The 25,613-nt window shown below is 68.4% G+C and carries 21 protein-coding genes, 1 pseudogene and 1 riboswitch; of the genes and pseudogenes, 9 read left to right on the forward strand and 13 right to left on the reverse strand.

The window, feature by feature from the left end:
* Positions 1-31: 31 nt before the first annotated feature.
* The 9 genes from ACFVKT_RS15470 to ACFVKT_RS15510 form a co-directional block, all read right to left on the reverse strand.
* Positions 32-697, reverse strand: coding sequence for a trimeric intracellular cation channel family protein (locus tag ACFVKT_RS15470; RefSeq protein WP_385731547.1), 666 nt, complete (start codon positions 695-697; stop codon positions 32-34).
* Between the two features lie 78 nt (positions 698-775).
* Entirely contained in the window at positions 776-2,056 is a 1,281-nt protein-coding gene (locus ACFVKT_RS15475; RefSeq protein WP_385731549.1) for an ABC transporter ATP-binding protein, read from the reverse strand.
* Positions 2,053-3,150 (reverse strand): ABC transporter ATP-binding protein, encoded by a 1,098-nt coding sequence (locus tag ACFVKT_RS15480; protein ID WP_385731551.1) that lies wholly within the window; start codon positions 3,148-3,150, stop codon positions 2,053-2,055. The genes ACFVKT_RS15475 and ACFVKT_RS15480 overlap by 4 nt, the downstream gene beginning before the upstream one ends.
* The gene (locus ACFVKT_RS15485) at positions 3,147-4,154 is read right to left on the reverse strand and encodes an ABC transporter permease (RefSeq protein WP_385731553.1); all 1,008 of its coding nucleotides are present in this window, start codon (positions 4,152-4,154) and stop codon (positions 3,147-3,149) included. Before ACFVKT_RS15485 ends, ACFVKT_RS15480 begins: the two co-directional genes overlap by 4 nt.
* 69 nt (positions 4,155-4,223) lie before the next feature.
* Positions 4,224-5,972 carry an ABC transporter substrate-binding protein gene (locus ACFVKT_RS15490; RefSeq protein ID WP_385731555.1) on the reverse strand — a complete coding sequence of 583 codons (1,749 nt, stop codon included), beginning with the start codon at positions 5,970-5,972 and terminating at the stop codon, positions 4,224-4,226.
* A gap of 57 nt (positions 5,973-6,029) precedes the next feature.
* Positions 6,030-7,028 (reverse strand): ABC transporter permease, encoded by a 999-nt coding sequence (locus ACFVKT_RS15495; protein ID WP_385731557.1) that lies wholly within the window; start codon positions 7,026-7,028, stop codon positions 6,030-6,032.
* A 449-nt stretch (positions 7,029-7,477) separates the two neighbouring features.
* Positions 7,478-8,272 carry an enhanced serine sensitivity protein SseB C-terminal domain-containing protein gene (locus ACFVKT_RS15500; RefSeq protein ID WP_365429258.1) on the reverse strand — a complete coding sequence of 265 codons (795 nt, stop codon included), beginning with the start codon at positions 8,270-8,272 and terminating at the stop codon, positions 7,478-7,480.
* A 168-nt stretch (positions 8,273-8,440) separates the two neighbouring features.
* Entirely contained in the window at positions 8,441-9,244 is an 804-nt protein-coding gene (locus ACFVKT_RS15505; protein WP_385731559.1) for an enhanced serine sensitivity protein SseB, read from the reverse strand.
* A 348-nt stretch (positions 9,245-9,592) separates the two neighbouring features.
* Positions 9,593-10,267 carry an AAA family ATPase gene (locus ACFVKT_RS15510; RefSeq protein WP_385732119.1) on the reverse strand — a complete coding sequence of 225 codons (675 nt, stop codon included), beginning with the start codon at positions 10,265-10,267 and terminating at the stop codon, positions 9,593-9,595.
* A 234-nt stretch (positions 10,268-10,501) separates the two neighbouring features.
* Positions 10,502-10,599, forward strand: a riboswitch (glycine riboswitch).
* Between the two features lie 147 nt (positions 10,600-10,746).
* On the opposite strand from ACFVKT_RS15510, the gene gcvT reads away from it, so the two are divergent.
* From gcvT to ACFVKT_RS15535, 5 genes and pseudogenes are all read left to right on the forward strand, one after another.
* Positions 10,747-11,865 (forward strand): glycine cleavage system aminomethyltransferase GcvT, encoded by a 1,119-nt coding sequence (gene gcvT, locus ACFVKT_RS15515; RefSeq protein WP_385731561.1) that lies wholly within the window; start codon positions 10,747-10,749, stop codon positions 11,863-11,865.
* Between the two features lie 124 nt (positions 11,866-11,989).
* The gene (gene gcvH / locus ACFVKT_RS15520; RefSeq protein ID WP_385731563.1) at positions 11,990-12,367 is read left to right on the forward strand and encodes a glycine cleavage system protein GcvH; all 378 of its coding nucleotides are present in this window, start codon (positions 11,990-11,992) and stop codon (positions 12,365-12,367) included.
* A 14-nt stretch (positions 12,368-12,381) separates the two neighbouring features.
* Positions 12,382-13,641: a serine hydroxymethyltransferase gene (gene glyA, locus ACFVKT_RS15525; protein ID WP_385731566.1), complete on the forward strand. Its 1,260-nt coding sequence runs from the start codon at positions 12,382-12,384 to the stop codon at positions 13,639-13,641.
* 142 nt (positions 13,642-13,783) lie between these two features.
* Entirely contained in the window at positions 13,784-15,151 is a 1,368-nt protein-coding gene (locus ACFVKT_RS15530; protein WP_385731568.1) for an L-serine ammonia-lyase, read from the forward strand.
* A 261-nt stretch (positions 15,152-15,412) separates the two neighbouring features.
* Positions 15,413-15,592 (forward strand): annotated as a pseudogene (locus tag ACFVKT_RS15535) (DNA-binding protein); the annotation flags it as partial.
* Positions 15,593-15,675: 83 nt separating this feature from the next.
* Here ACFVKT_RS15535 and ACFVKT_RS15540 read toward each other — a convergent pair.
* Positions 15,676-16,560: a class I SAM-dependent methyltransferase gene (locus ACFVKT_RS15540; protein WP_385731570.1), complete on the reverse strand. Its 885-nt coding sequence runs from the start codon at positions 16,558-16,560 to the stop codon at positions 15,676-15,678.
* A 220-nt stretch (positions 16,561-16,780) separates the two neighbouring features.
* Positions 16,781-17,422 carry a nucleotidyltransferase domain-containing protein gene (locus tag ACFVKT_RS15545; protein ID WP_385731571.1) on the reverse strand — a complete coding sequence of 214 codons (642 nt, stop codon included), beginning with the start codon at positions 17,420-17,422 and terminating at the stop codon, positions 16,781-16,783.
* Between the two features lie 691 nt (positions 17,423-18,113).
* Here ACFVKT_RS15545 and ACFVKT_RS15550 point away from each other — a divergent pair.
* The 4 genes from ACFVKT_RS15550 to ACFVKT_RS15565 all read left to right on the forward strand — a co-directional run bounded on the left by ACFVKT_RS15550 (position 18,114) and on the right by ACFVKT_RS15565 (position 23,942).
* On the forward strand, positions 18,114-19,097 hold the full coding sequence (locus ACFVKT_RS15550; RefSeq protein WP_385731572.1) for an ABC transporter permease: 984 nt from the start codon (positions 18,114-18,116) through the stop codon (positions 19,095-19,097).
* A 1-nt stretch (position 19,098) separates the two neighbouring features.
* Positions 19,099-20,052, forward strand: coding sequence for an ABC transporter permease (locus ACFVKT_RS15555; RefSeq protein ID WP_385731573.1), 954 nt, complete (start codon positions 19,099-19,101; stop codon positions 20,050-20,052).
* Positions 20,049-22,142 carry a dipeptide ABC transporter ATP-binding protein gene (locus ACFVKT_RS15560; RefSeq protein ID WP_385731575.1) on the forward strand — a complete coding sequence of 698 codons (2,094 nt, stop codon included), beginning with the start codon at positions 20,049-20,051 and terminating at the stop codon, positions 22,140-22,142. Before ACFVKT_RS15555 ends, ACFVKT_RS15560 begins: the two co-directional genes overlap by 4 nt.
* Before the next feature lie 117 nt (positions 22,143-22,259).
* Complete coding sequence (locus ACFVKT_RS15565; RefSeq protein WP_385731577.1) at positions 22,260-23,942, forward strand: ABC transporter family substrate-binding protein; 1,683 nt, start codon at positions 22,260-22,262, stop codon at positions 23,940-23,942.
* Between the two features lie 42 nt (positions 23,943-23,984).
* Here ACFVKT_RS15565 and ACFVKT_RS15570 read toward each other — a convergent pair whose 3' ends face one another.
* Complete coding sequence (locus ACFVKT_RS15570) at positions 23,985-24,884, reverse strand: NAD-dependent epimerase/dehydratase family protein (protein WP_385731578.1); 900 nt, start codon at positions 24,882-24,884, stop codon at positions 23,985-23,987.
* A gap of 4 nt (positions 24,885-24,888) precedes the next feature.
* Entirely contained in the window at positions 24,889-25,602 is a 714-nt protein-coding gene (locus ACFVKT_RS15575; protein WP_385731580.1) for an NDP-sugar synthase, read from the reverse strand.
* Positions 25,603-25,613: the final 11 nt, after the last annotated feature.

The raw sequence follows: 25,613 nt of genomic DNA on the forward strand, positions 1-25,613 counted from the left end.
CTGACGTCCGACTGTGGCGGCCGGTGAGGCATCACTGAGCCTCCTGCTCGGTCGCCGTTGAGCGGCGGTGCCACGCGCGCGGCGCCCGCCAGTGGTACCGCATCGCCAGCAGCCGGAGCACGAAGGCGGTGACGACCGCGAGCCCGCTGGTGAACGTGGTGAGCATGTCGTAGCGGATGCAGACGACGACCATCGCGGCGCCGACCATCGCCGGCACCGCGTACAGGTCGCGGTCCCAACGCAGCAGCGAGGGCACCTCGTTGGCGAGGACGTCGCGCAGCACGCCGCCGCCGACCGCCGTGGCGAGGCCGAGGGCCGCTGACTGGGTCAGGCCGAGCCCGTACTCGTACGCCTTCGTCGTGCCCGCGACGCAGAAGAGGCCGAGCCCGGCGGCGTCGAAGACGTTGACGGCGACCTGGGTGCGTTCCACCTCCGGGTGGAGGAAGAAGACGAGCAGGGCGGCGAGCAGCGGGGTGCTGAAGTAGCCGAGGTCGGTGAACGCGGCCGGCGGCACCGCCCCGATGATCAAGTCGCGGAACAGGCCCCCGCCCAGCGCGGTGACCTCGGCGAGTACGGCGATGCCGAAGACGTCGAAGTTCTTGCGGACGGCCAGCAGAGCGCCGGAGATCGCGAAGACGAAGATCCCCACGAGGTCGAGGACATGCTGGACGGAGGGGGTGAACAGTTCCTGGAGCACCCGCCATTTTTACCTACGCGAACGGGAGAGCGCGCGTGCGCTCTCCCGTTCGCGATGGTTTGGGCCGTGCTTCGGTGCCTAGTCCTTGGAGTCCTTGGAGTCCTTGGAATCTTTGGACTCCTTGGAGACGCTCGGCTCGGAGGTCTCGGAAGGAGCCTCCTCCGGAGTTTCGGCTTCGGCTTCGGCCTCGGCCGACACCTCGGCCGGAGCCTCCCCCGACACCTCGGCGGCTTCCACCGCGGGCACCAGCTCGACCGTCTCGATGGCCACCTTGGCTGCCGCCAGCAGCACCGTGTCCTGCGGCGCCTGGTCGTCCGCGTTCTCCGGGTGGTGGCAGGCCACCTGCTGGCCGGGCTTCAGCTCGATGAGCGGCGGCTCGGTCGTCTTGCAGATCTCCGTGGCCTTCCAGCACCGCGTGTGGAAGCGGCAGCCGCTCGGCGGCGAGATCGGCGAGGGCACGTCGCCCTTGAGCAGGATGCGCTCGCTCTTGGCGCCCCGGCGCTTGGGGTCCGGAACCGGCACCGCGGACATCAGGGCCTTGGTGTACGGGTGCATCGGCGTCTCGTACAGCGAGGTGCGGTCGGCGAGTTCGACGATCTTGCCGAGGTACATCACCGCGATGCGGTCCGAGACATGGCGTACGACGGAGAGGTCGTGCGCGATGATCACGTACGTCAGGCCCAGCTCGGTCTGCAGGTCGTCCATCAGGTTCACGACCTGCGCCTGGATCGACACGTCGAGGGCCGAGACCGGCTCGTCCGCCACGACCAGCTTCGGCTTGAGAGCCAGTGCGCGGGCGATGCCGATGCGCTGGCGCTGACCGCCGGAGAACTCGTGCGGGTAGCGGTTGAAGTGCTCGGGGCTCAGGCCCACCAGCTCGAGAAGGCGCTGGACCTCCTTCTTCACACCGCCCTCGGGCTCCACGCCCTGGAGCCGGAAGGGCGCCGAGACGATCGAACCGATGGTGTGCCGCGGGTTCAGCGAACCGTACGGGTCCTGGAAGATCATCTGGATGTCCCGGCGCAGCGGGCGCATCCCTCCCGCGCCGAGCCGGGTGATGTCCTTGCCCTCGAACTCGATGGTGCCGGAGGTCGGGTCCTGGAGCCGGGTGATGACCCGGCCCATGGTCGACTTGCCGCAGCCGGACTCGCCGACCACGCCCAGCGTCTCGCCCTTGCGCACCTCGAAGTCGATGCCGTCGACCGCCTTGACGGCCGCGACCTGGCGCTGGAGGACGCCCTTCCGGATGGGGAAGTGCTTCTTCAGCCCCTGGACCCTGAGCAGCACCTCGCGGTCGTCGGAGGCCGCCGCCTGCTGCGGGACCGCGTCGGCGGCGTCGCTTTTCTTCGTCTCACTCACAGCTTCGGCGCAATCTCTTCGGTCCAGATCCGCGTGCGGTCCTCCTGCGAGAGATGACAGGCGGAGTAGTGCCCGCTGCCGACCAGTTGCAGTTCGGGGCGCACGGTACGGGTGACATCGCCCTTGGGGAGGTCCGCGTACGGGCAGCGCGGGTGGAAGGCGCAGCCCGAGGGGACGTTGATGAGGCTCGGCGGCTGGCCCTTGACGGGGATGAGCCGCTCGGACGTCTCCCGGTCGATACGCGGCATCGAGCCGAGCAGACCCCAGGTGTAGGGGTGCTGCGGCCGCTCGAAGATCGTGTCGACGGGACCGCGCTCCGCGCACCGGCCGCCGTACATCACCAGGACGTCGTCGGCGATCTCGGCGACCACACCCAGGTCGTGGGTGATGAGGACGACCGCGGAGCCGAACTCCTTCTGCAGATCGCGGATGAGGTCGAGGATCTGCGCCTGGACGGTCACGTCCAGGGCGGTCGTCGGCTCGTCCGCGATGAGCAGTTCCGGGTTGTTGACGAGCGCCATGGCGATCATCGCGCGCTGGCGCATACCGCCGGAGAACTCGTGCGGGTAGCTGTCGACACGCTTGCCTGGCTCGGGGATACCGACCCGGTCGAGCATCTCGATGGCCCGCGTGCGCGCTGTCTTCTTGTTGACCTTGTGGTGGACGCGGTACGCCTCCACGATCTGGTTGCCGATCGTGTAGTACGGGTGCATCGCGGAGAGCGGGTCCTGGAAGATCATCGACATCTCGCGGCCGCGGAGCTTGCGCACCTCGTCCGGGTCGGCGCCGACCAGTTCCTTGCCGTCGAGCCAGATCTCGCCGGACATCCGGACGTGCTTGCCGCCCGCGCCCAGCCGGTGCAGGCCCATGATCGCCAGCGAGGTGACGGACTTCCCGGAGCCGGACTCGCCCACGATGGAGAGGGTCTTGCCCTTCTCCAGCGAGAAGCTGAGCCCGTCGACGGACTTGACCACGCCGTCGTCGGTCGGGAAGTGCACCTTGAGGTCGCGTACTTCGAGGAAGGCGCTCGGTGCGTCCGAGCGCGCGGTGACGGGTTCGCCTACCGCGGCGCCGGTCTTGGACAGTTCGGTCACGAGAGCCTCACCCGCGGGTCGGCGGCGGCGTACAGCAGGTCCACCAGAAGATTTGCGATCACGACGAAGAGGGCGGCGATGAGGGTGACACCGAGGATCTTGGGCAGGTCGTTGTCGGTGATGCCCTGTACCGCGTACTGGCCGATGCCGGGCAGCGAGAACACGTACTCGGTGATCACGGCTCCACCGAGCAGCAGACCGAGGTCCATGCCGAAGATGGTGATGATCGGCGTCAGCGCGGCCCGCAGCCCGTGCCGCACCACGACCTTGCTCTCACGCAGGCCCTTGGCGCGGGCCGTACGGATGTAGTCCTCGTTCATCGTCTCCAGCATGCCCGAGCGGGTGAGCCGCGCGTAGATGGCGGAGTAGAGGAGTGCGAGCGAGCACCACGCGGGGAAGAGCGTGTTGGCCCACTGCGCGGGATTCTGGGTGAACGGGACGTACGTCTGGCCGAAGATCGGCCACTGGAAGGTGAAGAGCAGCAGCGCCAGGTTGCCCGTGAAGAACATGGGCAGCGAGACACCGGCGAGGGCGATGCCCATGAAGGTGCGGTCGAGGAACGAGCGCGGCTTGAGCGCGGAGACCACACCGGCCGTGACACCGGACACCAGCCAGAGCACGGCGGCACCGGCGGCCAGCGAGGCTGTCACCGGAATGCGGGAGGTCAGCTCCGGCCAGACCGCCTGGTGGGTCTTGAAGGAGTAGCCGAAGCAGGGCGCGTCGCAGTGCGCGGTGGTGGGGCCGAGGTCATAGGTGGCCCCGACCACGATCCCCTTGATGAAATGCCAGAACTGGACGTAGAGGGGCTGGTCCAGTCCGAGGTTTTGCTTGACCGCGGCGATGTCGGCCGCCGTCGGGCTCTTCCCGATGTACTGCTGGGCCAGCGAGTCGGCGGTCTGGCCGGCGAACCGCGGCAGTACGAAGAAGATGGCGAAGGTGACCGCGGTGACGACCAGCAGCAGGATCACTGCGGCGGCCATCCGGCGGAGGATGTACGAGATCACGGGGATCGGCGCTGGTGCCCGCGGGCCGCTAAGCCCGCGGGCACCAATGCCTTCACCTGCCTTCCGGGGCTACTTCTTGGTCGTACCGATGTTGAGGTAGTCGTACTGGCCGCTGAAGGCCGCCGTGGAGACCAGGTTGGTGAAGTTGGCCGGGCGGTACAGCAGGACCTTGAAGTAGGTCAGCGGAACGAGGGCCGCCTCTTCCATGGTCTTCTTGTCGACCTCGGTGTACAGGGCGTCACGAGCCGCCTTGTCCTCCGTGCCGATCGCCTTCACCAGCAGCGCGTTGACGTCCGCGTTGTCGAGCTGCGACAGGTTGGTGTTACCCGACTGGCTGATCGCCTTGCCGTTCAGGATCTGCTGCAGGAAGCCGTAGCCGGACGGCCAGTCGGCACCCCACTGCATCATCATCAGACCGATGTTGTTCTTCTTGTCGAACTCGGGGACGCCCGCGTTGTCGGTGAAGTACTTGCCCGACGGGTACTGCTTCAGGCTGGCGTTGATCCCGACGGCCTTGAGCGAGTTGATGATCGCGGTGGCCGCGTCGATCTCCTGCGGACGGTCGCTGCGCGCGGAGATGTTCGTGTTGATCGTCGTCTTGCCGCAGGCCGTCAGCTGCTCCTTGGCCTTGGCCGCGTCGCCCTTGTTGCCGGCGGAGGCGTAGATGTCCGACTTCTCGTAGCCCGGGATGTCGGGCGGGAGGACGGTGGTGGCGATGTCACCGCGGATCGGGCCGCCCTCGGCGGTCTGCACCGAGACCTTGTCGATCGCGTACTCGACGGCCTTGCGGCAGGCGACGTTGTCGAACGGCGCGAGCTTGGTGTTGATCGCCATGTAGACGAGACGGCCACCGTAGGTGTTGTCCGTGTTGGCCAACAGGTCGGGGTCGTTGACCACCTTCGCCTGCGTCGCGGCCTGGACACCCGTACCACCGAGGTCGATGGCGGTACCGGCCTGGACGTCCTGGTCGATCGTCTCGGGGTTGACCTTCAGCTTGACGACGATCTTGTCCGGGTACTGCTTGCGCAGCGGGTCGGTCGACGCGTCCCAGTTCTCGTTGCGGACGAGGGTCGCCTGCTTGCCGTCCTCGTAGCTCTCGAACTTGTACGAGCCCGAGGACACGATGTTCTTGACGTAGTCGACGCCGGTGTCCTTGGCCTGCGGCACCGGAGCCGTCTGCGGCGTCGCGACCAGGTAGTCGAACTCCTGGAAGGCGGTGTTCAGGTGGAAGACGACCGTGGTGTCGTCCGGCGTCTCGATCGACGACAGACCCTCGGCACTCTTGTCCTTGTAGGGACCCTTGTACTTGTCGCCGCCCTCGAGGAACTGCTGGAAGTAGTTCGGGCCGAGGGAGAGTACGTCACGCGCGAAGTTGGAGCGCTCCACGGCGTACTTCACGTCCTTGGACGTGATCGCCGTGCCGTCCTGGTACTTCAGGCCCGAACGCAGCTTGTACGTCCAGGTCTTGCCGCCGTCGCTCGGCACGCCCGCGCTTTCGGCGAGGTCCGGGACCAGCTCGTTGCCCTTGTCGCCCGCGGCGGGCTTGAAGGTCATCAGCGGGCGGGCGTACAGCCGGCTGAGGTTGTACATGTACGCGTAGTACGTGTTGCCCGGGTCGAACGAGTCCGGGACGTCGGAGTACTCGTACGTGACCGTCCCACCCTTCTGGGTGGAGGCGTTGACGACGTCCTTGGTCGCTGCGTTGGCCCCAGCTGATTTCGTGGCGTCGTTCGTGTTGTCATCGGCCTTGCTGCAGCCTGCGAGAAGCAGACTCACACTGCCGATGGCCGCAACTGCGGCCAGCGCTGACCTTCGCATGATGTTCGGGTCCCCTCCATTGTTGGAAACTTGATGGACGCTAGGCGCTGCCACAGGTCAGCGGCTGCGCGGGTCGAGAGCGTCACGCAGACCGTCACCCAGCAGGTTGAACGCCAGCACGGTGACGAAGATCGCGAGGCCGGGCACGATCAGGAACTCCGGGTCGACCTGGTAGTAGGTGACCGCCTCGCTGATCATCCCGCCCCATGACGCCTGCGGGGGCTGGATGCCGACGCCGAGGAAGCTCAGGCTCGCCTCGAAAAGGATGTTGGTCGGGATGAGCAGCGTCGAGTAGACGATGATCGGGCCGACCAGGTTCGGGAGCAGCTCTCGGAAGAGGATGTACGGCCCCCTCGCGCCCATCCCTCGGGACGCGTCGACGAACTCGCGCTCCCGCAGGGCCAGGGTCTGGCCGCGGACGATGCGTCCCAGGTAGGGCCAGTTGAAGAAGCCGATGATGAAGATCAGCACGCTGATGTGCAGCGGGAGTCCTTCGAGGCCGAACGCGCCGCCCTGCAGCGTCGCGGAGATCGCGATGGCGAAGAGCAACAGCGGGAAGGCCAGGAAGGTGTCCATCAGCCGGCTGATGATCGTGTCGACCCGGCCGCCGTAGTACCCGGCGACCACTCCGAGGACCGTGCCGATCACGTTCGAGAGGATCGTGGCACCGAAGGCGACGACCAGCGAGACCCAGGAGCCTTCCAGGATGCGGGTGGCGATGTCGCGCCCGAACTTCGGCTCCACGCCGAGCGGGTGCGCCCAGCTCATGCCGCCGAAGTCACCCAGGGGCAGCGAGGTGTTGGGGTCGATCAGGTCCTGGTTGAAGGCGTTCGGGTCGAGTCCGAACACCGCCTGGATGGGGCGCGAGAGCGCCGCCAGCAGGATGAGCAGTACGACGATGACACCGCCGGCGACCGCCACCTTGTCGCGCTTGAAGCGCGTCCAGGCGATCTGCCCCAGGGAACGGCCCTCGATCTGCCCCTTGTCGACTCCGGCCAGCACAGCCTCCGGCTGCACTTCCGTCTCCGACCCGGTGGTCTCGATCGGTGCGGTCACAATTGACCCGACCCCTCTGACCGGTGGTGACCGGCCTACGCCTGCCGCTGTCTGCGGCTTGGTTCACTTGCATGCCGGGACCGGCCGCAGATGATGCGGCCTGGAGACCCGGGCTGTTACGACGACTTGCACTCACTCACAGGGTCGAGGACCCCATGTCTGACACGGGAGTCTTCATGCCCGCCACGATCACGTGCCAGGTCTGACGGCGAAAGTATGCGCAACCGTGATGCGGTTAAGTGGATTCCGTTATCCGAACAGTGGGTAACGCGGGGCGGACAGGGGGCAGTTGGGGTGGAAGGGGCCATGGGAGGCCCTTTCGGCCGGTGTCAGCCCCAAAGGGGACATCCAACCCTTACGCCTGCCGACCCGCAGGTCAGACACTAGGTCACGGCACGCGGAGATCAGGACATGGCGGGGCCAGGACGGGTTTCGCAATGGAACAGAGATCAGTATGACCGGGACTGCGGATAGCCGTAGCCACCGGCCACCGGTGCCTGCGCCGGAGCCGCGTGCGCCTCACGGTCGTAGAAGGGCCGCGCGTTGGACCGCAGCCACATCGCCACCGGGTCGTACTCGTCGGACATCGCGACCGTCGAGACGGGCAGTCCGTCCGGCACCGCACCGATGGACTGCTGCATCATCGCCCGCACCGAGTCGACGGCCGGCGGCGAGGTGTCGTACACATCGAGGCCGATAGCCAGATAGGGCGCGCCCAGCGCGGGCTGTACCCAGGCGCGGCGCAGGGAGCGCACGGCGGAGGTGCGGTGCGCGTTCTGCGTGAGCAGGGCGTAGAACTGGGGGATCTCGATGCCCGGCTCGGAGAGCCTGAGGGGGCCGGCGGGCTGGCGCTCCAGGCCCGTGGCGATACGGCGCAGATCGAGCCAGGGGATGCCGACGCCGCCGCCGGGGGCGTGCGGGTTCAGCCAGAGACCGAACTGGTCGGGGTACAGGGTGCGGGCGACGTCCAGGCCGTCGACCACCTCGTACGAACGGTTCCAGCCGCTGGCCGAGAGCTCCTGGGCGGAGGTCACACAGGGCGCGTACCCGAAGCCGTCCACCTGCATGTTTCCGTACTGCGCGTCCGGGGAGCCGGACTGGCCGTGCCAGAGCAGCATCCAGACCTGGCCTGCCGACGGGGCCGCGAGCGCGCGCAGCAGCGCCTCGTAGGCGTCGTAACGCCCGGGCGTCACCTGGCGCAGCATGTGCTCGACCTGCCCGGCCGCGGTGCCGCTGGCGCTCACCTGTACCGCCCCTTCGCGAAGTTGCCCCGGATATGAAACCAGCTTAAGCGGCGACCCTGACACCGGCGCGGGACGCTCCGCCGGAAAGCCGCGTGAGAGCTGGGGACTTGCTGCCGTCCTGCGACCGCGGACCGGTCATGATCGCCCGGTCGCCCCTTGGCGGCGCGCTCAGAGCCCGTGCTGGTAGAACGGCCGCACCCGCTCGCGCATCCAGTCGCCCACCGGGTCCTGGGTGATGTCCAGGAGGACGAGGTTCACCGGGCGGTCGACGGGGACCCGGCCCAGCGCACGGCCCAGCGCGTCCAGCGGAAGCGTGCGGGCCTCGCCCTCCCACAGGGAGAGTTCGACGCCGATGAACATCACGGGCGAGCCGCCCTCGATGCTGGCCAGGCAGCGGCGGGCGGTCAGCACCACGCCCGTTCCGGCGAACTCTGCGGAGGCCGCGGACAGGAAGTCCACCGGGTCGTCCTGCCAGTCGGGCTCGAAGAGCCGCACCCGGCCGCCGCCGGCGGATCCGTCCAGCGGTGTGTGCCCGGCGCGGCAGAGTTCGGCGACCGCGAGGGGCGGCAGCGGTACGCCGACCACACCCTCCGGGTTGATCACGATGCCGGCCTGCGGGGGCAGCCCGCGGGCGAACTCGACGGCGGGCGCGATCGTGTACGACATGTGCCCGCCGGTGACCTGGCGGAACTGCTCCTCGGAGCTGAAGACAGGGACGTACGCCTGACCCGCGATCTCCAGGGTGGGCAGGTCGAGCGGGCCGCTGTGCGGGCCGCCGCCGTTCGGCAGCGGGACCCAGACGAAGCTGCGGCCCAGCACCTCGACGATGCGGGCACCCGACGAGGGTCCGGCGGGCACGCCGAGGGACGCGGCGAGCACCTCCTCCAGCTCGTTGCCCGGCCATCCGCCGTGCGAATGGGGGTGGGCCTGCGCCGGGAGGCCGGGAAAGTCGGGGAATTGCGGGAAGTCCATCTGTCTACCGCCTGCTGTGACCACTGTTCGGTGTCCGGGTGTTCCGGCTGGCTAGGTTAGTGGGCTTGTACGCAATCTCAGCCGCTTCGCCGGTTCCCGGCCCCGCCGGGCCGCCTGCTTCGGCCGTTCCTGGCCGCTCCGGACCACCCGCTTCAACCGCTCCCAGCCCCTCCGGGCCGCCTGCTTCGACCGCTCCCGGCCGCTCCGGGCCGCCTGCTTCGACCGTTCCTGCCCCTCCGGACCACCCGCTTCAACCGCTCCCGGCCGCTCCGGGCCGCCTGCTTCCGCCGTTCCCAGCGCGTTCCGGACCACCCGCTTCGACCGCTCCGGACCACCCTCCGGCCGGTCTCAGCCCCCGAAGTCGATCCGGCGCAGCACGTCCGCCGCGTCCCGGTCGATGAGCACGGCGGAACCGCAGCCCTCCGGCAGGTCGCCCTTCTCGACGGAGCGGAGCAGCCGGGCGACCGCGCCGCGGTGGCGGGTGAACGCGTACCGCGAGACACCGCGGCCGCGCTCGCGCTGGCCGTCGAGCGCAGTGCCCGGTGTGACGTCGAGCAGCAGCAGGTGCAGCGCGCCGCCGCGGCGGCGGGCCTCGCGGGAGAGCCAGCGGCGGACCCAGGCCTGCGTTCCGCAGTCGTGTACGACGACTCCGGTGCCGGAGCGCAACGCGCGGTGCAGGCCCGTGTAGTGGGCGAGGCGGACGAGGGGGCGGTAGACCGCGTACGGGAGCCAGCGGGACATCCGGCCGTCCCAACGGTCGCGGGTGTCCTGCGAGTCGACGCGCGGGCCCGAGACAGCACGGCGCATCAGGGTCGACTTGCCGCTGCCGGGGAGTCCGGTGACCACAACGACGTCGGAGCTGCCGAAGTGCAGGCCGTGCGGGCTGTGCCCGGCGCGGTCCCTGAGGTCGCGGACGACAGCCGTCGGGAGCGGGCCGCACGCCTCCCGGGCCGGGGCGCCGGGCTGCTTGGGCAGCGCGAGGCCTGCCGTCGTCGCGTACGCCGTGGTCCTGTTCACCGTGATCGTCCTCCCCATGGGTCTGGAGTCCCATCCCCGCCGAGTGTAAAGAGAAGGTAATGCGCGGTGCTTCCTGTTTCCGTAATCGGACTGCCACAGGCTGGTTACAGGTCGCTGTAGGACGTCACTGTAAGGCGCCGCGGGTCACTGTGGGTCGCTGCGAGGGGGCGTACGAAGGTGCCCCTCCCGTGTCCCCGGGATGCGTGCAATGATGTGCGCGCCAACTGCATACCGGCCGCTTGAATCCGCGCGGGAGAGTCCCGGGGGCATGTCGCCCCGGGCGCCGAAGGAGCAAGTCCCTCCCTTGAATCTCTCAGGCCCCGTACCGCGCGGGCGAGGCACATCTGAAAAGCGGGCCGCCGACCAGTGGCCCCACCCAAGGTGCAAGTCATGACCACCGTTTCGCGGGGTCGTGATGAACCTCTCAGGTTCCGATGACAGATGGGGAGGAACGACCTCGCCGTCATGCCTTGGGAGCCCCACCGATGAGCAGTAACGCACCCCGTCACACCGCGCTCGATGCCCTGCATCGCTCGCTCGGCGCGACGATGACCGACTTCGCGGGCTGGGACATGCCCCTGCGCTACGGCTCCGAACGCGACGAGCACCTCGCCGTCCGTACGAAGGCCGGTCTCTTCGACCTCTCCCACATGGGGGAGATCACGGTCAGCGGGCCCCAGGCCGCCGCGCTCCTCAACTACTCGCTGGTCGGCAACATCGGCTCGGTCGGTGTCGGCCGCGCCCGCTACACGATGATCTGCCGGGCGGACGGCGGCATCCTCGACGACCTGATCGTGTACCGCCTCCAGGAACACGAGTACATGGTCGTCGCCAACGCCTCCAACGCCCAGGTGGTCCTTGACGCGCTCGTGGAGCGTGCGGCGGGCTTCGACGCCGTCGTGCGGGACGACCGGGACGCGTACGCGCTGATCGCCGTCCAGGGCCCGGAGTCCCCCGGCATCCTCAAGTCCCTCACCGACGCCGACCTCGACGGCCTGAAGTACTACGCGGGCCTGCCCGGCACCGTCGCGGGCGTCCCCGCGCTCATCGCCCGCACCGGCTACACCGGTGAGGACGGCTTCGAGCTGTTCGTCTCCCCCGGCGACGCCGAGAAGGTGTGGCAGGCGCTGACCGAGGCGGGTGCCCCGTACGGGCTCATCCCCTGCGGTCTGTCCTGCCGCGACACCCTGCGCCTGGAGGCGGGCATGCCGCTGTACGGGCATGAGCTGAGCACCTCGCTCACCCCCTTCGACGCCGGCCTCGGCCGGGTCGTGAAGTTCGAGAAGGAGGGCGACTTCGTGGGGCGCGAGGCGCTCACCGAGGCCGCCGCGGCGGCGCTCGAGAACCCCCCGCGGGTGCTCGTCGGCCTGATCGCCGAGGGCCGTCGCGTCCCGCGCGCCGGGTACGCCGTCCTCGCCGACGGCAAGGTCGTCGGCGAGGTCACCTCGGGCACCCCTTCCCCGACGCTGGGCAAGCCGATCGCGATGGCCTACGTCGACGCCGCGCACTCCGCTCCGGGTACCGCCGGAGTCGGTGTGGACATCCGGGGCAGCCACGAGCCGTACGAGGTCGTGGCGCTGCCGTTCTACAAGCGCCAGAAGTGACACTGACCCACAAGCCGGGCTTCGGGCTCCACGGTCGTCAGACGTGCCACCGGGCCCACATCCGGCCAGCTCACCACCCCTCCCCCGTCATCAGCACTCCCCCGCGTACAGGAGAATTCAGGCCATGAGCAACCCCCAGCAGCTGCGCTACAGCAAGGAGCACGAGTGGCTGTCGGTCGCCGAGGACGGCGTCTCGACGGTCGGCATCACCGAGTTCGCGGCCAACGCGCTCGGCGATGTCGTCTACGCCCAGCTTCCGGAGGTCGGTGACACGGTCACCGCGGGTGAGTCCTGCGGTGAGCTGGAGTCGACCAAGTCGGTGAGCGACCTGTACGCGCCGGTCACCGGCGAGATCGTGGAGTTCAACCAGGACGTGGTGGACGACCCCGCGCTGGTCAACTCGGCCCCCTTCGAGGGCGGCTGGCTGTTCAAGGTGCGCATCGCGGAGGAGCCGGACGACCTGCTCTCCGCCGACGAGTACACCGCTTTCACCGCCGGCTGAGGAGTCGTACGAACATGTCTGTGCTGAACACCTCTCTCCACGAGCTCGACCCCGACGTCGCCGCCGCCGTCGACGCCGAACTGCACCGCCAGCAGTCCACCCTCGAAATGATCGCCTCGGAGAACTTCGCTCCGGTCGCGGTCATGGAGGCCCAGGGCTCGGTCCTGACCAACAAGTACGCCGAGGGCTACCCCGGTCGCCGCTACTACGGCGGCTGTGAGCACGTCGACGTCATCGAGCAGATCGCCATCGACCGCGTGAAGGCGCTCTTCGGCGCCGAGCACGCCAACGTGCAGCCCCACTCGGGCGCGCAGGCCAACGCGGCCGCGATGTTCGCGCTGCTCAAGCCGGGCGACACGATCATGGGCCTGAACCTCGCGCACGGCGGGCACCTGACCCACGGCATGAAGATCAACTTCTCCGGCAAGCTCTACAACGTGGTCGCCTACCACGTGGACGACGCCACCGGCCAGGTCGACATGGCCGAGGTCGAGAAGCTCGCCCGGGAGTCCCAGCCCAAGCTCATCGTGGCGGGCTGGTCGGCGTACCCGCGTCAGCTGGACTTCGCCGAGTTCCGCCGGATCGCGGACGAGGTCGGCGCGTACCTGATGGTCGACATGGCGCACTTCGCCGGTCTGGTGGCGGCGGGCCTGCACCCCAACCCCGTACCGCACGCCCATGTCGTCACGACCACCACCCACAAGACGCTGGGCGGCCCGCGCGGTGGCGTGATCCTGTCCACGGCCGAGCTCGCCAAGAAGATCAACTCGGCGGTCTTCCCCGGCCAGCAGGGTGGTCCGCTGGAGCATGTGATCGCGGCCAAGGCCGTCTCCTTCAAGGTCGCCGCGACGGACGACTTCAAGGAGCGCCAGCAGCGGACGCTCGACGGCGCACGGATCCTGGCGGAGCGGCTCGTCCAGGACGACGTGACCTCGGTCGGTGTCTCGGTGCTCTCCGGCGGCACGGACGTCCACCTCGTCCTGGTCGACCTGCGCAACTCCGAGCTGGACGGACAGCAGGCCGAGGACCGTCTCCACGAGGTCGGCATCACGGTCAACCGCAACGCCGTCCCGAACGACCCGCGCCCGCCGATGGTGACCTCGGGTCTCCGCATCGGTACACCGGCCCTGGCGACCCGCGGCTTCACGACCGAGGACTTCACCGAGGTAGCGGACATCATCGCGGAAGCGCTGAAGCCGTCCTACGACGCGGACTCGCTCAGGACCCGGGTGGCAGCCCTGACCGACAAGCACCCGCTCTATCCCGGTCTGTAGAAATTCGTACGTTACGAGCCTTTCCTGGGCTTCCTCAATGGATCCGCCCGGAACGTACGTTTCCTTGGGGCGCCGCGCACACTGGACATCAGCCGTGTGCGGCGCCCGCACCCTTGCACCACCCTTGTTCTGAGGAGTTCCCGTGGCCATCTCGGTCTTCGACCTGTTCTCGATCGGCATCGGCCCGTCCAGCTCCCACACGGTGGGTCCGATGCGCGCGGCACGTATGTTCGCCCGGCGCCTGCGCAACGAGGCCGTGCTGGACTCGGCGGTGTCGATACGCGCCGAGCTGTACGGCTCCCTGGGCGCGACCGGCCACGGGCACGGCACCCCCAAGGCGGTGCTGCTCGGCCTGGAGGGCGCCTCACCGCGGACGGTGGACGTGGAGGGGGCCGACGCCCGGGTCGAGGAGATCAAGTCGGCGGGCCGCATCAGACTGCTCGGCGAGCACGAGATCGACTTCTCCTTCTCCGACGACCTGATCCTGCACCGCCGCAAGACGCTGCCGTACCACGCGAACGGCATGACGGTCTTCGCGTACGGCGCCTCGGGCGAACTCGTGCTGGAGAAGACGTACTACTCGGTCGGCGGCGGCTTCGTGGTCGACGACGACGCGGTGGGCGAGGACCGCATCAAGCTGGACGACACCGCCCTCAAGTACCCCTTCCGCACGGGCGACGAGCTGCTGCGGCTGACCCGCGAGACGGGTCTGTCGATCTCCGCGCTGATGCTGGAGAACGAACGCGCGTGGCGGACGGAGGAGGAGATCCGCGAAGGCCTCCTCGCGATCTGGCGCGTCATGCAGGCCTGCACCTCACGCGGCATGTCCCGCGAGGGCATCCTGCCCGGCGGCCTCAAGGTCCGCCGCCGCGCCGCCGTCTCGGCGCGCCAGCTCCGCGCCGAGGGCGACCCGTTGGCCCACGCGATGGAGTGGATCACCCTCTACGCGATGGCGGTGAACGAGGAGAACGCGGCGGGCGGCCGGGTCGTCACGGCCCCGACGAACGGCGCGGCCGGCATCATCCCGGCGGTCCTGCACTACTACATCAACTTCGTTCCGGGCGCCGACGAGGAGGGAGTCGTACGATTCCTGCTCGCGGCCGGAGCCATCGGCATGCTCTTCAAGGAGAACGCGTCCATCTCCGGCGCCGAGGTCGGATGCCAGGGCGAGGTCGGCTCGGCCTGCTCGATGGCCGCCGGCGCCTTCGCCGAGGTCCTCGGCGGCAGCCCCGAACAGGTCGAGAACGCCGCCGAGATCGGCATGGAGCACAACCTCGGCCTCACCTGCGACCCGGTCGGCGGCCTCGTCCAGATCCCCTGCATCGAGCGCAACGGCATGGCCGCGGTCAAGGCCGTGACCGCCGCGAAAATGGCCATGCGCGGCGACGGCTCCCACAAGGTCTCCCTCGACAAGGTCATCAAGACCATGAAGGAGACGGGCGCGGACATGAGCGTCAAGTACAAGGAGACGGCGCGGGGCGGGCTCGCGGTGAACATCATCGAGTGCTGAGGAAACGGGGCCGGAGCAGCGCGTTCGTGTTCCCCGCTTGGCGAGCTCGTGCCCCGTGGTCCGGCTGAGGGACAGCGCGCGGTTCGCCGCCTCCACGGCCGCGGGCAGCGCGAGCAGTTCCTCGCGCGGCAGCCGACGGCACACATCGTCACGCTTGGTGATCAGAGAGGGTCTGTATCCCGCGAGGCAATCCGCCACCTGCCTCCGCCTCCGGTCAAGCCGCAACGCCTCAGAAACACCCTGCCCGATAACAAGAGTTTTATTGCCCGCCACGCGAGGAAACTGCTCCCCGCAGCCGGCCTGCATGGCCACGAGCACGCCCTCGACGCCATCGTGGCCGCCACCGCACTCGCCTCACCCGCCCCCGTGACCGTCCTGACGTCAGACCCCGAAGACCTCCGCATGCTGTGTGGCTCCCGCATCGGCGTGATCAAAGTCTGACTGTCTCCACCACGCTTCCGAAACAGGGGATCTGCGAACGGGTTTACGACCGCCTGCCTCGGAGTGCACGCCCCTCTCGGGAGTCAATCCGGGTGATCCGTTCCATCTTGCGTCGCCGGCCGTTCGGCGATGACGAGCAGATGGCCGGCCATGCCGTGAATGGATGGATCTCCTGCGGTGGCATACGCGACATCGAGCAGTCGCTGATAGGCGGCGGGGTCTCGTTGGGCCAGAGCGGCGACTTCGGACTGGGCCCAGGCCAGGATTCCTTGGGATGCGAGCAGGCGCCGCACACGGAAGCCGTGCTCTTCGAAGAGCGGAGTGACGTCTTCGGGGCGGGTGAGGTAGCCGCCGGTGAAGCGTCCGGGGCGCGGGTCGTCGTAGCGGCCCTCGTCCAGGATGAGATCGACCGTACCTGTCGTGAAGGCCGCGGACCCGTGCTCCAGGACGGCGGAGACCAATCGCATGTACGGCGGCATCACGCTCGCGATCAGCAGCCCACCTGGTCTCAAGACCCGATGAGCTTCTTGCAGAGCGCGACGACGGTCGGTGCTGGTGGTCAGATGGTAGAAGGGCCCCAGGCACAGCAGGGCGTCGAAGGAATCGTCGGAGAAGGCACTCAGATCACGTGCGTCTGCCTCCGTGACTGTCTCCACGCCCGCGGCATGCTGCCGGGGAGCCTGCGCGATGCGGTCACGGGCGAGGTCCAGCAGCGCCGGCGACAGATCGGTGAGTGTCACCCGGTAGCCGCGCTGTGCGAGCCACAGGGTCCACGTGCCAGGGCCCCCGCCGTTGTCGAGAATTCGCGCGGGTGCAGGGGGCAGGTACTCCTCCAGCGCCCGCGCATGCAACTCCCGCTCGATGGCTCCGTCGGCGGGCCTGCTCAGTCTCTCGGCCTCACGTTTCGCCGACTGCTGGTAGTAGTCGCGCACAGCGGCCACCGGGTCGGATGCAGGCACTCTCGTCATAACCCTCATGATCGGGACCTGCCGGTGCGGCCGTCACGGTTCCCGGCCGGCCTTCATCCCATGTACATCTTGCTCTCGCCGATCCGACGAAACTGTCTGGACCGCGCCTTTCGGCACCACACTTCATGCCACCCTGCGAACGGACACCTCGACGCCCGTCACGCCCTCGGCCACCCCTCTTCGAACCTGTGCGTTTCAGGAAACCCACTCAAGCGAGGGGCTACAGGTCCGCGAGCCAGGGATGCCCCGGGTGTACGCGGGCGAGCAGCTCGGCCAGCGTCTCGCGCTGAGCCTGGGTCATGTGCGGGACGGTCGCGTCGAAGTCTGTCTGATCCTTTCGGCGGGCGTGCTGGGCCTTGAACAGCAGGACCAGTTCGGGCGCCAGATACGGGATGCCGTCTTGGGTGTGGTGGATGATGTCGCCGTAAGGAAACCGGATCCTCTCATCGCGCCGGCAGATCCAGATGTCGCCGTCGTGCGGTTCACGGAACACGTCGAGCAGGTAGTTTCCGGTGGCCGGATCGCGGAGCCAAGTCTGATGTACCGCGGCCAGCACCTCCGGTGTGGCGTCCTCCCAGATCCGGCCGCTGCCTGCCGCGTCGAAGACGTATCCGGGAAAGCGGCGGCGGACCTCGGGAAGGCTCGCGGCCGGAATCGCGATCTCGATGTCCCCATGAGCGCGCGTCTGCCTGCCGCGGAACAGGTCCAGCGCCCAGCCCGCGGCCACGTACCAGGGTGTGCCGATCCCGGCCAACCGCTGCGCGACCTCGCTCGGGGTCCAGCAGGATGACCACCTGGCGTCCAGGGCTTCGATCTCGTCGGGTGACAGTTCAGTGCCGCCGCTGGGCAGTTGCTCGCTCACCGCGGGAATTTATCAGCGGACTCAAAGGGCCCTTGGCCGTGGGCGATGAAGGAGACCAGCGGGACCTGGCGCCGTACACCGCCGGCGACCGCACAAGGTCACCAGTGGATGCAAAGCGACTGACCGGACCGAGGAGTGTCGCGAATCCTGAAACGATCCCACGCATTCTGCGCCAAACAGTCCAGGGATTGTGAAGGGGAAAGAAATGGACTTCCACACCCTGACCGCGGTTTGGTTCGGTGTCATAGGAATCGGTTTCGGCGGCCTCGGTCGCCGGTCGCAAAAGCCACCAGTGATCGGTAGAGGGGCTACGCGAGGCACCGCCTCGACTCAGCGCACGGCAGGGGCCTCGGGGTCGACCACAGGCCGCAGCCCTATCCCTGTGACACCGTCCATGAACCCCCGGCCAGGAGGCAGTGGCACTGTTGCGGGGCCGTGGAGAATATAACGGACAGGGTATGTCAAGATCGTGCACATTACCTCGAATTACGGACTGTCTGCTACGGCGGTATTTCGACCTCATGGCGGGACCGGCTAAAGGCTGGCGTCGGATCCAGAATGCGGATCAAACTGACGGCTACGCGTTTGCGGCAACGCTCCACCCCCAGAAAGTTTCACCACGCATGCATACGTCCCGCATATCCGGTTCTCCCGAGGTGCCCCTCTCACAGGCCGTGAGGAGGTGCCGCGCGTGGTGCGCTATGTGACGCGCAAGGCGGCGGGCTGGCTTCTGATGATCGTGATCGCGACCAACGCGACATATTTCCTGGCCAGTTGGTTCCTGGACCCGCGGTCGAACTTCAGGCAGTTGCAGCCCGCCCGCAGCGAGGCACAGATCGACCGGGCTCTCGCGCCGTACAACCTGGACCCGCGGGTGCCGGTGGTGCAGCGGTGGTGGGACTGGTTCACGTCAGTGGGCCTCCACTTCGACTGGGGGAGGTCACCCACCGGCGTCTCCGTCAACGGTGAGATCGGCTACCGGTCGCTTGTCAGCGCGGAGTTGGTCGTCATCGCCACCGTCCTGTCCGTCGTGATCGGCGTCGCACTGGGTGTGTACACCGCGTCGAGGCAGTACGGCTGGGCCGACCGGGTCGCGCAGACGGTGTCCATCGTGGTGTTCAACATTCCTACGTCCGTCGCCGCGCTCGCCGTGGTCTTCGTCGCCATCTGGCTGAACCAGCACGCCGGGCTGCACTTCCTCTACGTCGCCGGAGAGAACTCACCGGACGTCGAAGGGCTGCTGCCGACGATCGGCGACCGCTTGCTGCACCTGATCCTGCCGACCCTGACACTGACCCTGATGGGTTATGTCGGCTATCACCTGACGCAGCGCTCGCTGCTCCTCGACATGATCAATGCCGACTTCGTGCGCACTGCCCAGGCCACCGGGCTCACCCGAACCCAGGCCGTCCGCAGGCACGCCCTGCGGGCCGCGCTCATCCCGACTGCGACATCCGTGGCATTCAGTGTCCCGGCCATCTTCACCGGGGCCATCATCACCGAGACGATCTTCGGCTGGAACGGCATGGGCCGTTACTTCATCCAGACCATCAGCAAGAACGACGTGCACGGCACGGTCGCGACGGCCGCTTTCGCGGCGGCTCTGACGGCGATCGGCGCGATCCTCGCGGACATCGCCACGGTTTTCCTCGACCCGAGAGTGAGGGTGAGCTGACGTGGCCACGGACGTGACCTCTGGCCTCTCATCCCCTTCGGCGGCGGACCAGGTACCGGAAGCGACGCTTCCCGCGCGGAAGGACGGCCGGCACCTCGGCCTCGGCCGGCTCTACCTGCGCCGCTTCCTGCGCAACCGCCTCGCCGTCGTCGGTGTGGTGATCTTCGTGCTGCTGGTGCTGTTCAGTGCGTTCGGCGGTCTGTTCACCTCCTACACGTACTCCGACGCCGACTTCGCCGCCCTCACCCAGCCGCCGAGCGCCACCCACTGGTTCGGCACCAACCAGGGCGGGAACGACATGTACGCCTCCGCCGTGCACGGACTCCAGCGCTCCCTGGCGATCGCCGTGAGTGTCTCCGTCCTGACCGTCGTCGTCGCCGCGATCGTCGGCTCCGGAGCCGCGTACTTCGGAGGCCGGGTCGAGAAGGCGGCACTCGCCGTCATCCATTTCCTGCTGGTCGTCCCCTCGTTCCTCATCCTCGCCCTGGTCTCCCACCGCCTCGCCGGCGACTGGAGGGTCCTCATCGTCGTGCTGACGGTGTTCGGCTGGATGTCCACCGCGCGGGTGATCTGGTCCGTCTCCACCTCACTGCGCGAACGGGACTACGTGACGGCGGCCGAGTTCATGGGCGTCAGCCCGCCGCGCATCATCCTGCGGCACATCATTCCCAACCTCGGCTCGCTGCTGATCGTCAACCTGACGCTCGGTGTCGTCGCGACCGTACTCAGCGAAACGGCCCTGTCCTTCCTCGGATTCGGCGTCCAGACCCCGGACGTCTCCCTCGGCACGATGCTCGCGGACGGTGCGACCACCATCACCAGCGCCCCCTGGCTCTTCGCTTTCCCCGCGGCCCTGGTCGTCCTGCTCACCGTGTCGATGTCCTTCGTCGGCGACGGACTGCGCGACGCCCTCGACCCCACATCCGTGACCGGTACGGCAGGAGGCCGACGATGACCCTCACGACGGTCCTGTCCGACCCCTCACCGTCCACCGACGCCACCCCCGTGCTCTCGGTACGGGACCTGCGGATCTCCTTTCCCTCCGAGGCCGGCCCCGTCGAGGCGGTACGCGGCGTCAGCTTCGACCTCCTGCCGGGCCGGACCCTCGGCATCGTCGGCGAGTCCGGCTCGGGCAAGTCGGCCACCGCCATGGGAATCATGGGCCTGCTGCCGCCCTCCGCCGACCTGCGGGGGCAAGTGCTGCTCGGCGGACGCGACTTGATCGGCCTCGGCGACAAGGCACTGTCCGAGCTGCGGGGCAACTCCATCGGCATGGTCTTCCAGGACCCGCTCTCCGCGCTCACCCCGATCTTCTCCGTGGGCAGACTGCTCTCCGACGCCCTGCGCGTCCACCAGGACCTGACGAAGCGGGCCGCCTGGGACCAGGCCGTCGAGCTGCTCGATCTCGTCGGCATTCCCGACCCGCGCAACCGGGCCAGGTCCTTCCCCCACGAGTTCTCCGGCGGCATGCGGCAGCGCGTCGTCATCGCCATGGCGATCGCCAACAAGCCGTCCGTCCTCGTCGCCGACGAGCCCACCACCGCCCTCGACGTCACCGTGCAGGCACAGATACTCGACGTCCTGCGACTGGCGCAGAACGAGACCGGTGCCGGCCTCGTCCTCATCACCCACGACCTCGGGGTGGTCGCCGGCCACGCGGACGACGTCGCCGTCATGTACGCGGGCCGGTTCGTGGAACGGGCGGGCGTCGAGGAACTGTTCCGGCGGCCGACGATGCCGTACACCGCGCGGCTGCTCGCGGCCGTGCCGACCGTGGACGGTGGGGTCCACCGGCCCCTGGTCCCGATCGGCGGGGAGCCGCCGACCCTGGTGGGTCTCCCGGGCGGCTGCCCTTTCGCGAGCCGCTGCGCCGTCGCCCTCGAAGCGTGCCGCACCGACGAACCCGAGCTGCGTGAGATCACCGGGCACGGGCACGTGGCCTGCCTGCGCGCCGACGAGACAGCCGACGGATCGCTGGACCCCGCCGCCTACGCCGACGACGTCGCGCCCGTCGACCCGCGGACCGGCTCCGACCGCGCCGAGGTCGGCGATGTGGTGCTCCGTGTCGAGGACCTCGTCAAGACCTTCCCGGTCACCAAGGGCGCCCTCCTCAAACGCCGGGTCGGCACACTGCACGCCGTCAACCGGGTGAGCTTCGAGCTGCGTGCCGGGGAGACCCTGGGACTGGTGGGCGAGTCGGGCAGCGGCAAGACCACGACGCTGTTGGAGATTCTCCGGCTCAGGCGGCCCGAAGGCGGGCGGATCGAGATCGCCGGTACCGATGTCGGCACGGTCGGTTCCGCCGCGCGGCTACGCGAGTTGCGGCAGGACGTACAGATCGTCATGCAGGACCCGTTGGAGGCCCTGGACCCGCGGCTGCCCGTCTTCCAGCTGCTCGCCGAACCCTTGCAGGCCATCGGGCGGGATCGCGAGTCGATCCGCTCCCGTGTCCACGAACTCCTGACGCTGGTCGGTCTGGACGCCTTGGTGAGTGACCGTTTCCCGGCCGCTCTCTCCGGCGGTCAGCGCCAGCGGGTCGGCATCGCCCGCGCCCTGGCGACCGAGCCGAAGCTGCTGGCTCTCGACGAACCGCTCTCGGCCCTGGACGTGTCGGTGCAGGCCGGGGTGATCAGACTGCTGGCGCGGCTCAAGCGCGAACTCGGGCTCGCCTACCTCGTGGTCGCCCATGACCTCGCCGTCGTCCGGTACATCTCCGATCACATCGCGGTGATGTATCTGGGGCACATCGTCGAGAGCGGGGACACCGAGACGATCTTCTCCGATCCGAGACACCCGTACACCCGGGCGCTGCTGTCGGCGATTCCGGTGCCCGACCCACAGCGGGAACGCACCCGTGAACGCGTCGTGCTGGAGGGTGAGCAGCCGAGCGCCGCCCGGCCACCCGCGGGCTGTGTCTTCGTCGACCGCTGCCCTCTGTACCGCATCACCGACGAGGCCGTGCGTCAGCGCTGTCGCACAGAACGCCCCGGGCCGACCCAGGTGGACGGGCACCCCGGCCACCGGTACGCCTGCCACGCCGTCTGAGCACCCGGCCCGAAGTTCCCCCAGCACCGCCGGCCGGCCCGCGACCAGGATCCCCCGCTCACGACGCACCGCCCACGTTCACTCCACCGAACCAGAAACCAGAAGGAACCATTCGCCATGCGCGCAAGACTGGCTCTGCCTCTCGCCCTCATCGCAGCCATCTCCGTCACCGCCACCGCGTGCGAGTCCTCCTCGACGAACAACGCGGCTGGCTCGGACACGAAGAACACCCCCAAGGCGGCATCGAGCGCAGCCGATTACGACCCCCAGCCGTACGACAATCTCAAGGACGGCGGCACCTACACCACCGTCGGAACCTTCGACGACCAGGGCAACCCGTTCAACGTCAATTCCACGTTGACCGCAGCCCGGGTCTGGGCCTGGTACAACGCTGACGCGATCACGTACTCCCCGACCGGTGAGGTGCAGTACAACCCGGACTACTACAGCGACGTGAAGGTCTCCGTCGAGGGCGGCAACCAGAAGGTCACTCTGACGATCAACCCGAAGGCCGTCTTCAACGACGGCACACCGATCGACTGGACCGCGATCGAGGCCACGTGGAAGGCCAACAACGGCTCGAACAAGGACTACGCCACCGCCTCCACGAACGGATACGACCAGATCACCTCGGTCGAGCAGGGCACAAACGCCAAGCAGGCCGTCATCAACTTCAAGGGCGCCAACGCCGCCTGGTCGGCCCTGTTCAAGACCTTCCTCAACCCCAAGGCCGCCACGGTCGACAACTTCAACAACGCGTACGTCAAGACGGCACACCCGGAGTGGGGTGCGGGTCCGTACACGGTCGGCACATGGGACACCCACTCGGGCAACATCACCTTCGTCCGCAACCCGAAGTGGTGGGGCAAGAAGGGCAAACTCGACAAGCGCATCTACGTCAACCTGGAGTCGACCGCCGCGGTCAACGCCTTCAAGAACGGTCAGCTCGACTACGTCTCCGCCGTTGACGCGGAGAGCCTCAAGCAGGTCAAGGGGCTCGCGGGCACGGAGATCCGCAGCGGCGGCAGCCCCTTCGAGTACTCGCTCTACTTCAACACGAAGTCCTCGGTCCTCTCGGAGCCGGCCGTCCGCAAGGCCATCGAGGAGACCGTCGACCGCACGCAGATCGCGAAGATCCAGTTCCAGGGCCTCGACTACAAGGAGCCGCTGCCCGGTTCGGCCGTGCTGTACAGCTTCCAGAAGGGCTATCAGGACAATGTCTCGGCCGTGCTGAAGTACGCGCCGGACGAGGCCAAGGAGGCGCTCGACGCAGCGGGTTGGAAGCCCGGGGAGGACGGCATCCGCGTCAAGGACGGCAAGAAGCTCGAAGTCGGCTACACGCTCATCGGCGACGATCCGCTGGACAAGGCCATCGCCAACGCGTTCGCCGCGATGCTGAAGCCTGCCGGTGTCCATCTCGTCATCAAGAAGGCCGACGAGGCGGACTTCTCCAAGATCCTCAGCGACCGCAGCTTCGACCTCTTCCTGTCCGGGAACCGCTCCATGGACCCGTTCGGTGCCCGCTACCTGTGCGACTTCTACTGCTCGGACCGTGACTCCAACATCACCGGGTCGGGTACGCCAGCCCTGGACAAGGAGATCATCGCCACCACCGAGATCGCCGACCTCGACGAGCAGGCCGCGGCGGTCGACAAGGTCGAGCAGAAGGCGCTCCAGGAGTACGCCTTCCTCCCGCTGTTCAGCGGCCCCTCGACCTACGCCGTGAAGAAGGGCCTCGCCAACGTCGGCGCGACCATCTTCTACAGCCCGCTCCCGGAGACGGTCGGCTGGGAGAAGTAACCGACGCCCGCACCGCTACAGCGGAACGAGCAGTCGGCCGTGTCATGCCCGGGCCTGGGGTGCGCCGGTGCGTGCGGTCCACAGGTCGGCGAGCGAGGTGGCGAGGGTACGTTCGGGGTGCCAGCCCAGAGCCTTGGCGGCGGCTGTGATGTCCGCCTGCTGCCAGGAGATGGCTGACGAGCGCTGAGAACCGGTACCGTTCTCGTCGATTCGGCCGCGGAATCCGCTGATCCCGGCCAGGCCTTCCGCGACCTTGCGGACCCGGGTGGCGCTGCCGCCGGCGATGTTGAGGATGCGGGGCAGCGGGCCGGGCGCGGTGGTGGCGAGGGCAGCGGCACGGGCCACATCCCGTACGTCGACGAAGTCGCGGTACGCAGCCAGGTCACCGACCCGCACCGCGCCGTCCGGCCCGACGCGCAGCAGTTCGTCGGCGAGCCGCCCGGGCAGGCTGGTGCCGGGCGAGCCCGGCCCGACCGGGTTGAATACCCGCAGGACGACGGCGTCCAGCGCCGCCTCGACGACGGTCAGCGAACCCGCCAGTTTGGTGGCCCCGTACGCGCCCTGCGGACAGGTGGCGGAGTCCTCGCCGAGCGGCTGCCCTGCGGTCGTCCCGTACTCGCCTGCGGATCCGAGATGGACCAGGCGTACCGGGATGCCGGCCGCGGTCAGGGCCTCGCACAGCACGGCTGGCCCTCGGGCGTTGGTCTCCGCCAGCAGAAGCGGGCCGCCTCCGACGGCGCCGGCGCAGTTGACGACGGCGTCCGGGGCCAGCGCGTGCAGGTCGGCGGCGAGAGCGGGGACCGCGGCGGTGGTGAGGTCGACCCGCAGGTCGGCGACCGGGGAGCGGCCGGCGCGGAGCACCTGGACGCCGGACAGCGCGCGTAGGTGCTCTGTGATGTGCCGGCCCAGGAACCCCGTGGAGCCCAGGACGAGGATGCGCATCAGGTCACGCTCCCTTCAGCAGCAGGTCGCGGTAGGTGGAGAACTCGGCGTTCGCCCGGTCGTAGTCGTCCGGGCGGCCGATGTCCAGCCAGTAGCCGTCGAACTCGTAGGCGGCGGGCGGGGTTTCGGCGCGCAGCAGGTCAAGGACCAGTTCGTCGAAGCCGAGCGGCAGTCCAGGGATGTAGCCGTCCAGGGTGGACCGGGAGAGCCCGTAGACGCCCATGGACACCCGGTAGTCCAGGGTCGGCTTCTCGGTGAAACCGACGACCTGCCTGCTGTCGGTGGTGAGAACGCCGAAGTCGATCCTGACCTTGCGGCAGTACGTGGCGATGGTGAGCGGCGCGCCGTCGTCCTGGTGACCGCGCAGTACGGCGCCGAAGTCGAGGTCGGTGAGGATGTCGCCGTTCATGACGAGGAAGTGTTCGGGCAGCCGGTCGAGCATGGTCAGCAGCGGGCCCATGGTGCCCAACGGGCTGTCCTCGGTCGAGTAGTCGACGCGCATACCCCACTGGGAGCCGTCGCCGACGTAGGCCCGGATGATGTGGCCGAGGTGCCCGATGGCGATGGTGCAACTGGTGAATCCCGAGTTGGCGAGCTGTCGCATCACGATCTCCAGGATCGCGTGCTGGTCGCCGATGGGTACGAGCGGCTTGGGCAGGGCGGTGGTGTACGGCCGCAGCCGGACACCCTTGCCTCCGGCCAGGATGACTGCGTGCATGGCGGACTCCT

Origin of the sequence: Streptomyces sp. NPDC127595, assembly GCF_042671685.1 — a bacterium.
In the GTDB taxonomy this organism is placed as follows: Bacteria; Actinomycetota; Actinomycetes; order Streptomycetales; family Streptomycetaceae; genus Streptomyces.

Coding starts and splice junctions, on each gene's coding strand:
- ACFVKT_RS15490 (WP_385731555.1), bottom strand. CDS start 5,972: ATGCGAAGGTCAGCGCTGGCCGCAGTTGCGGCCATCGGCAGTGTGAGT.
- ACFVKT_RS15505 (WP_385731559.1), bottom strand. CDS start 9,244: ATGGACTTCCCGCAATTCCCCGACTTTCCCGGCCTCCCGGCGCAGGCC.
- gcvT (WP_385731561.1), top strand. CDS start 10,747: ATGAGCAGTAACGCACCCCGTCACACCGCGCTCGATGCCCTGCATCGC.
- gcvH (WP_385731563.1), top strand. CDS start 11,990: ATGAGCAACCCCCAGCAGCTGCGCTACAGCAAGGAGCACGAGTGGCTG.
- glyA (WP_385731566.1), top strand. CDS start 12,382: ATGTCTGTGCTGAACACCTCTCTCCACGAGCTCGACCCCGACGTCGCC.
- ACFVKT_RS15540 (WP_385731570.1), bottom strand. CDS start 16,560: ATGACGAGAGTGCCTGCATCCGACCCGGTGGCCGCTGTGCGCGACTAC.
- ACFVKT_RS15560 (WP_385731575.1), top strand. CDS start 20,049: ATGACCCTCACGACGGTCCTGTCCGACCCCTCACCGTCCACCGACGCC.
- ACFVKT_RS15565 (WP_385731577.1), top strand. CDS start 22,260: ATGCGCGCAAGACTGGCTCTGCCTCTCGCCCTCATCGCAGCCATCTCC.
- ACFVKT_RS15570 (WP_385731578.1), bottom strand. CDS start 24,884: ATGCGCATCCTCGTCCTGGGCTCCACGGGGTTCCTGGGCCGGCACATC.
- ACFVKT_RS15575 (WP_385731580.1), bottom strand. CDS start 25,602: ATGCACGCAGTCATCCTGGCCGGAGGCAAGGGTGTCCGGCTGCGGCCG.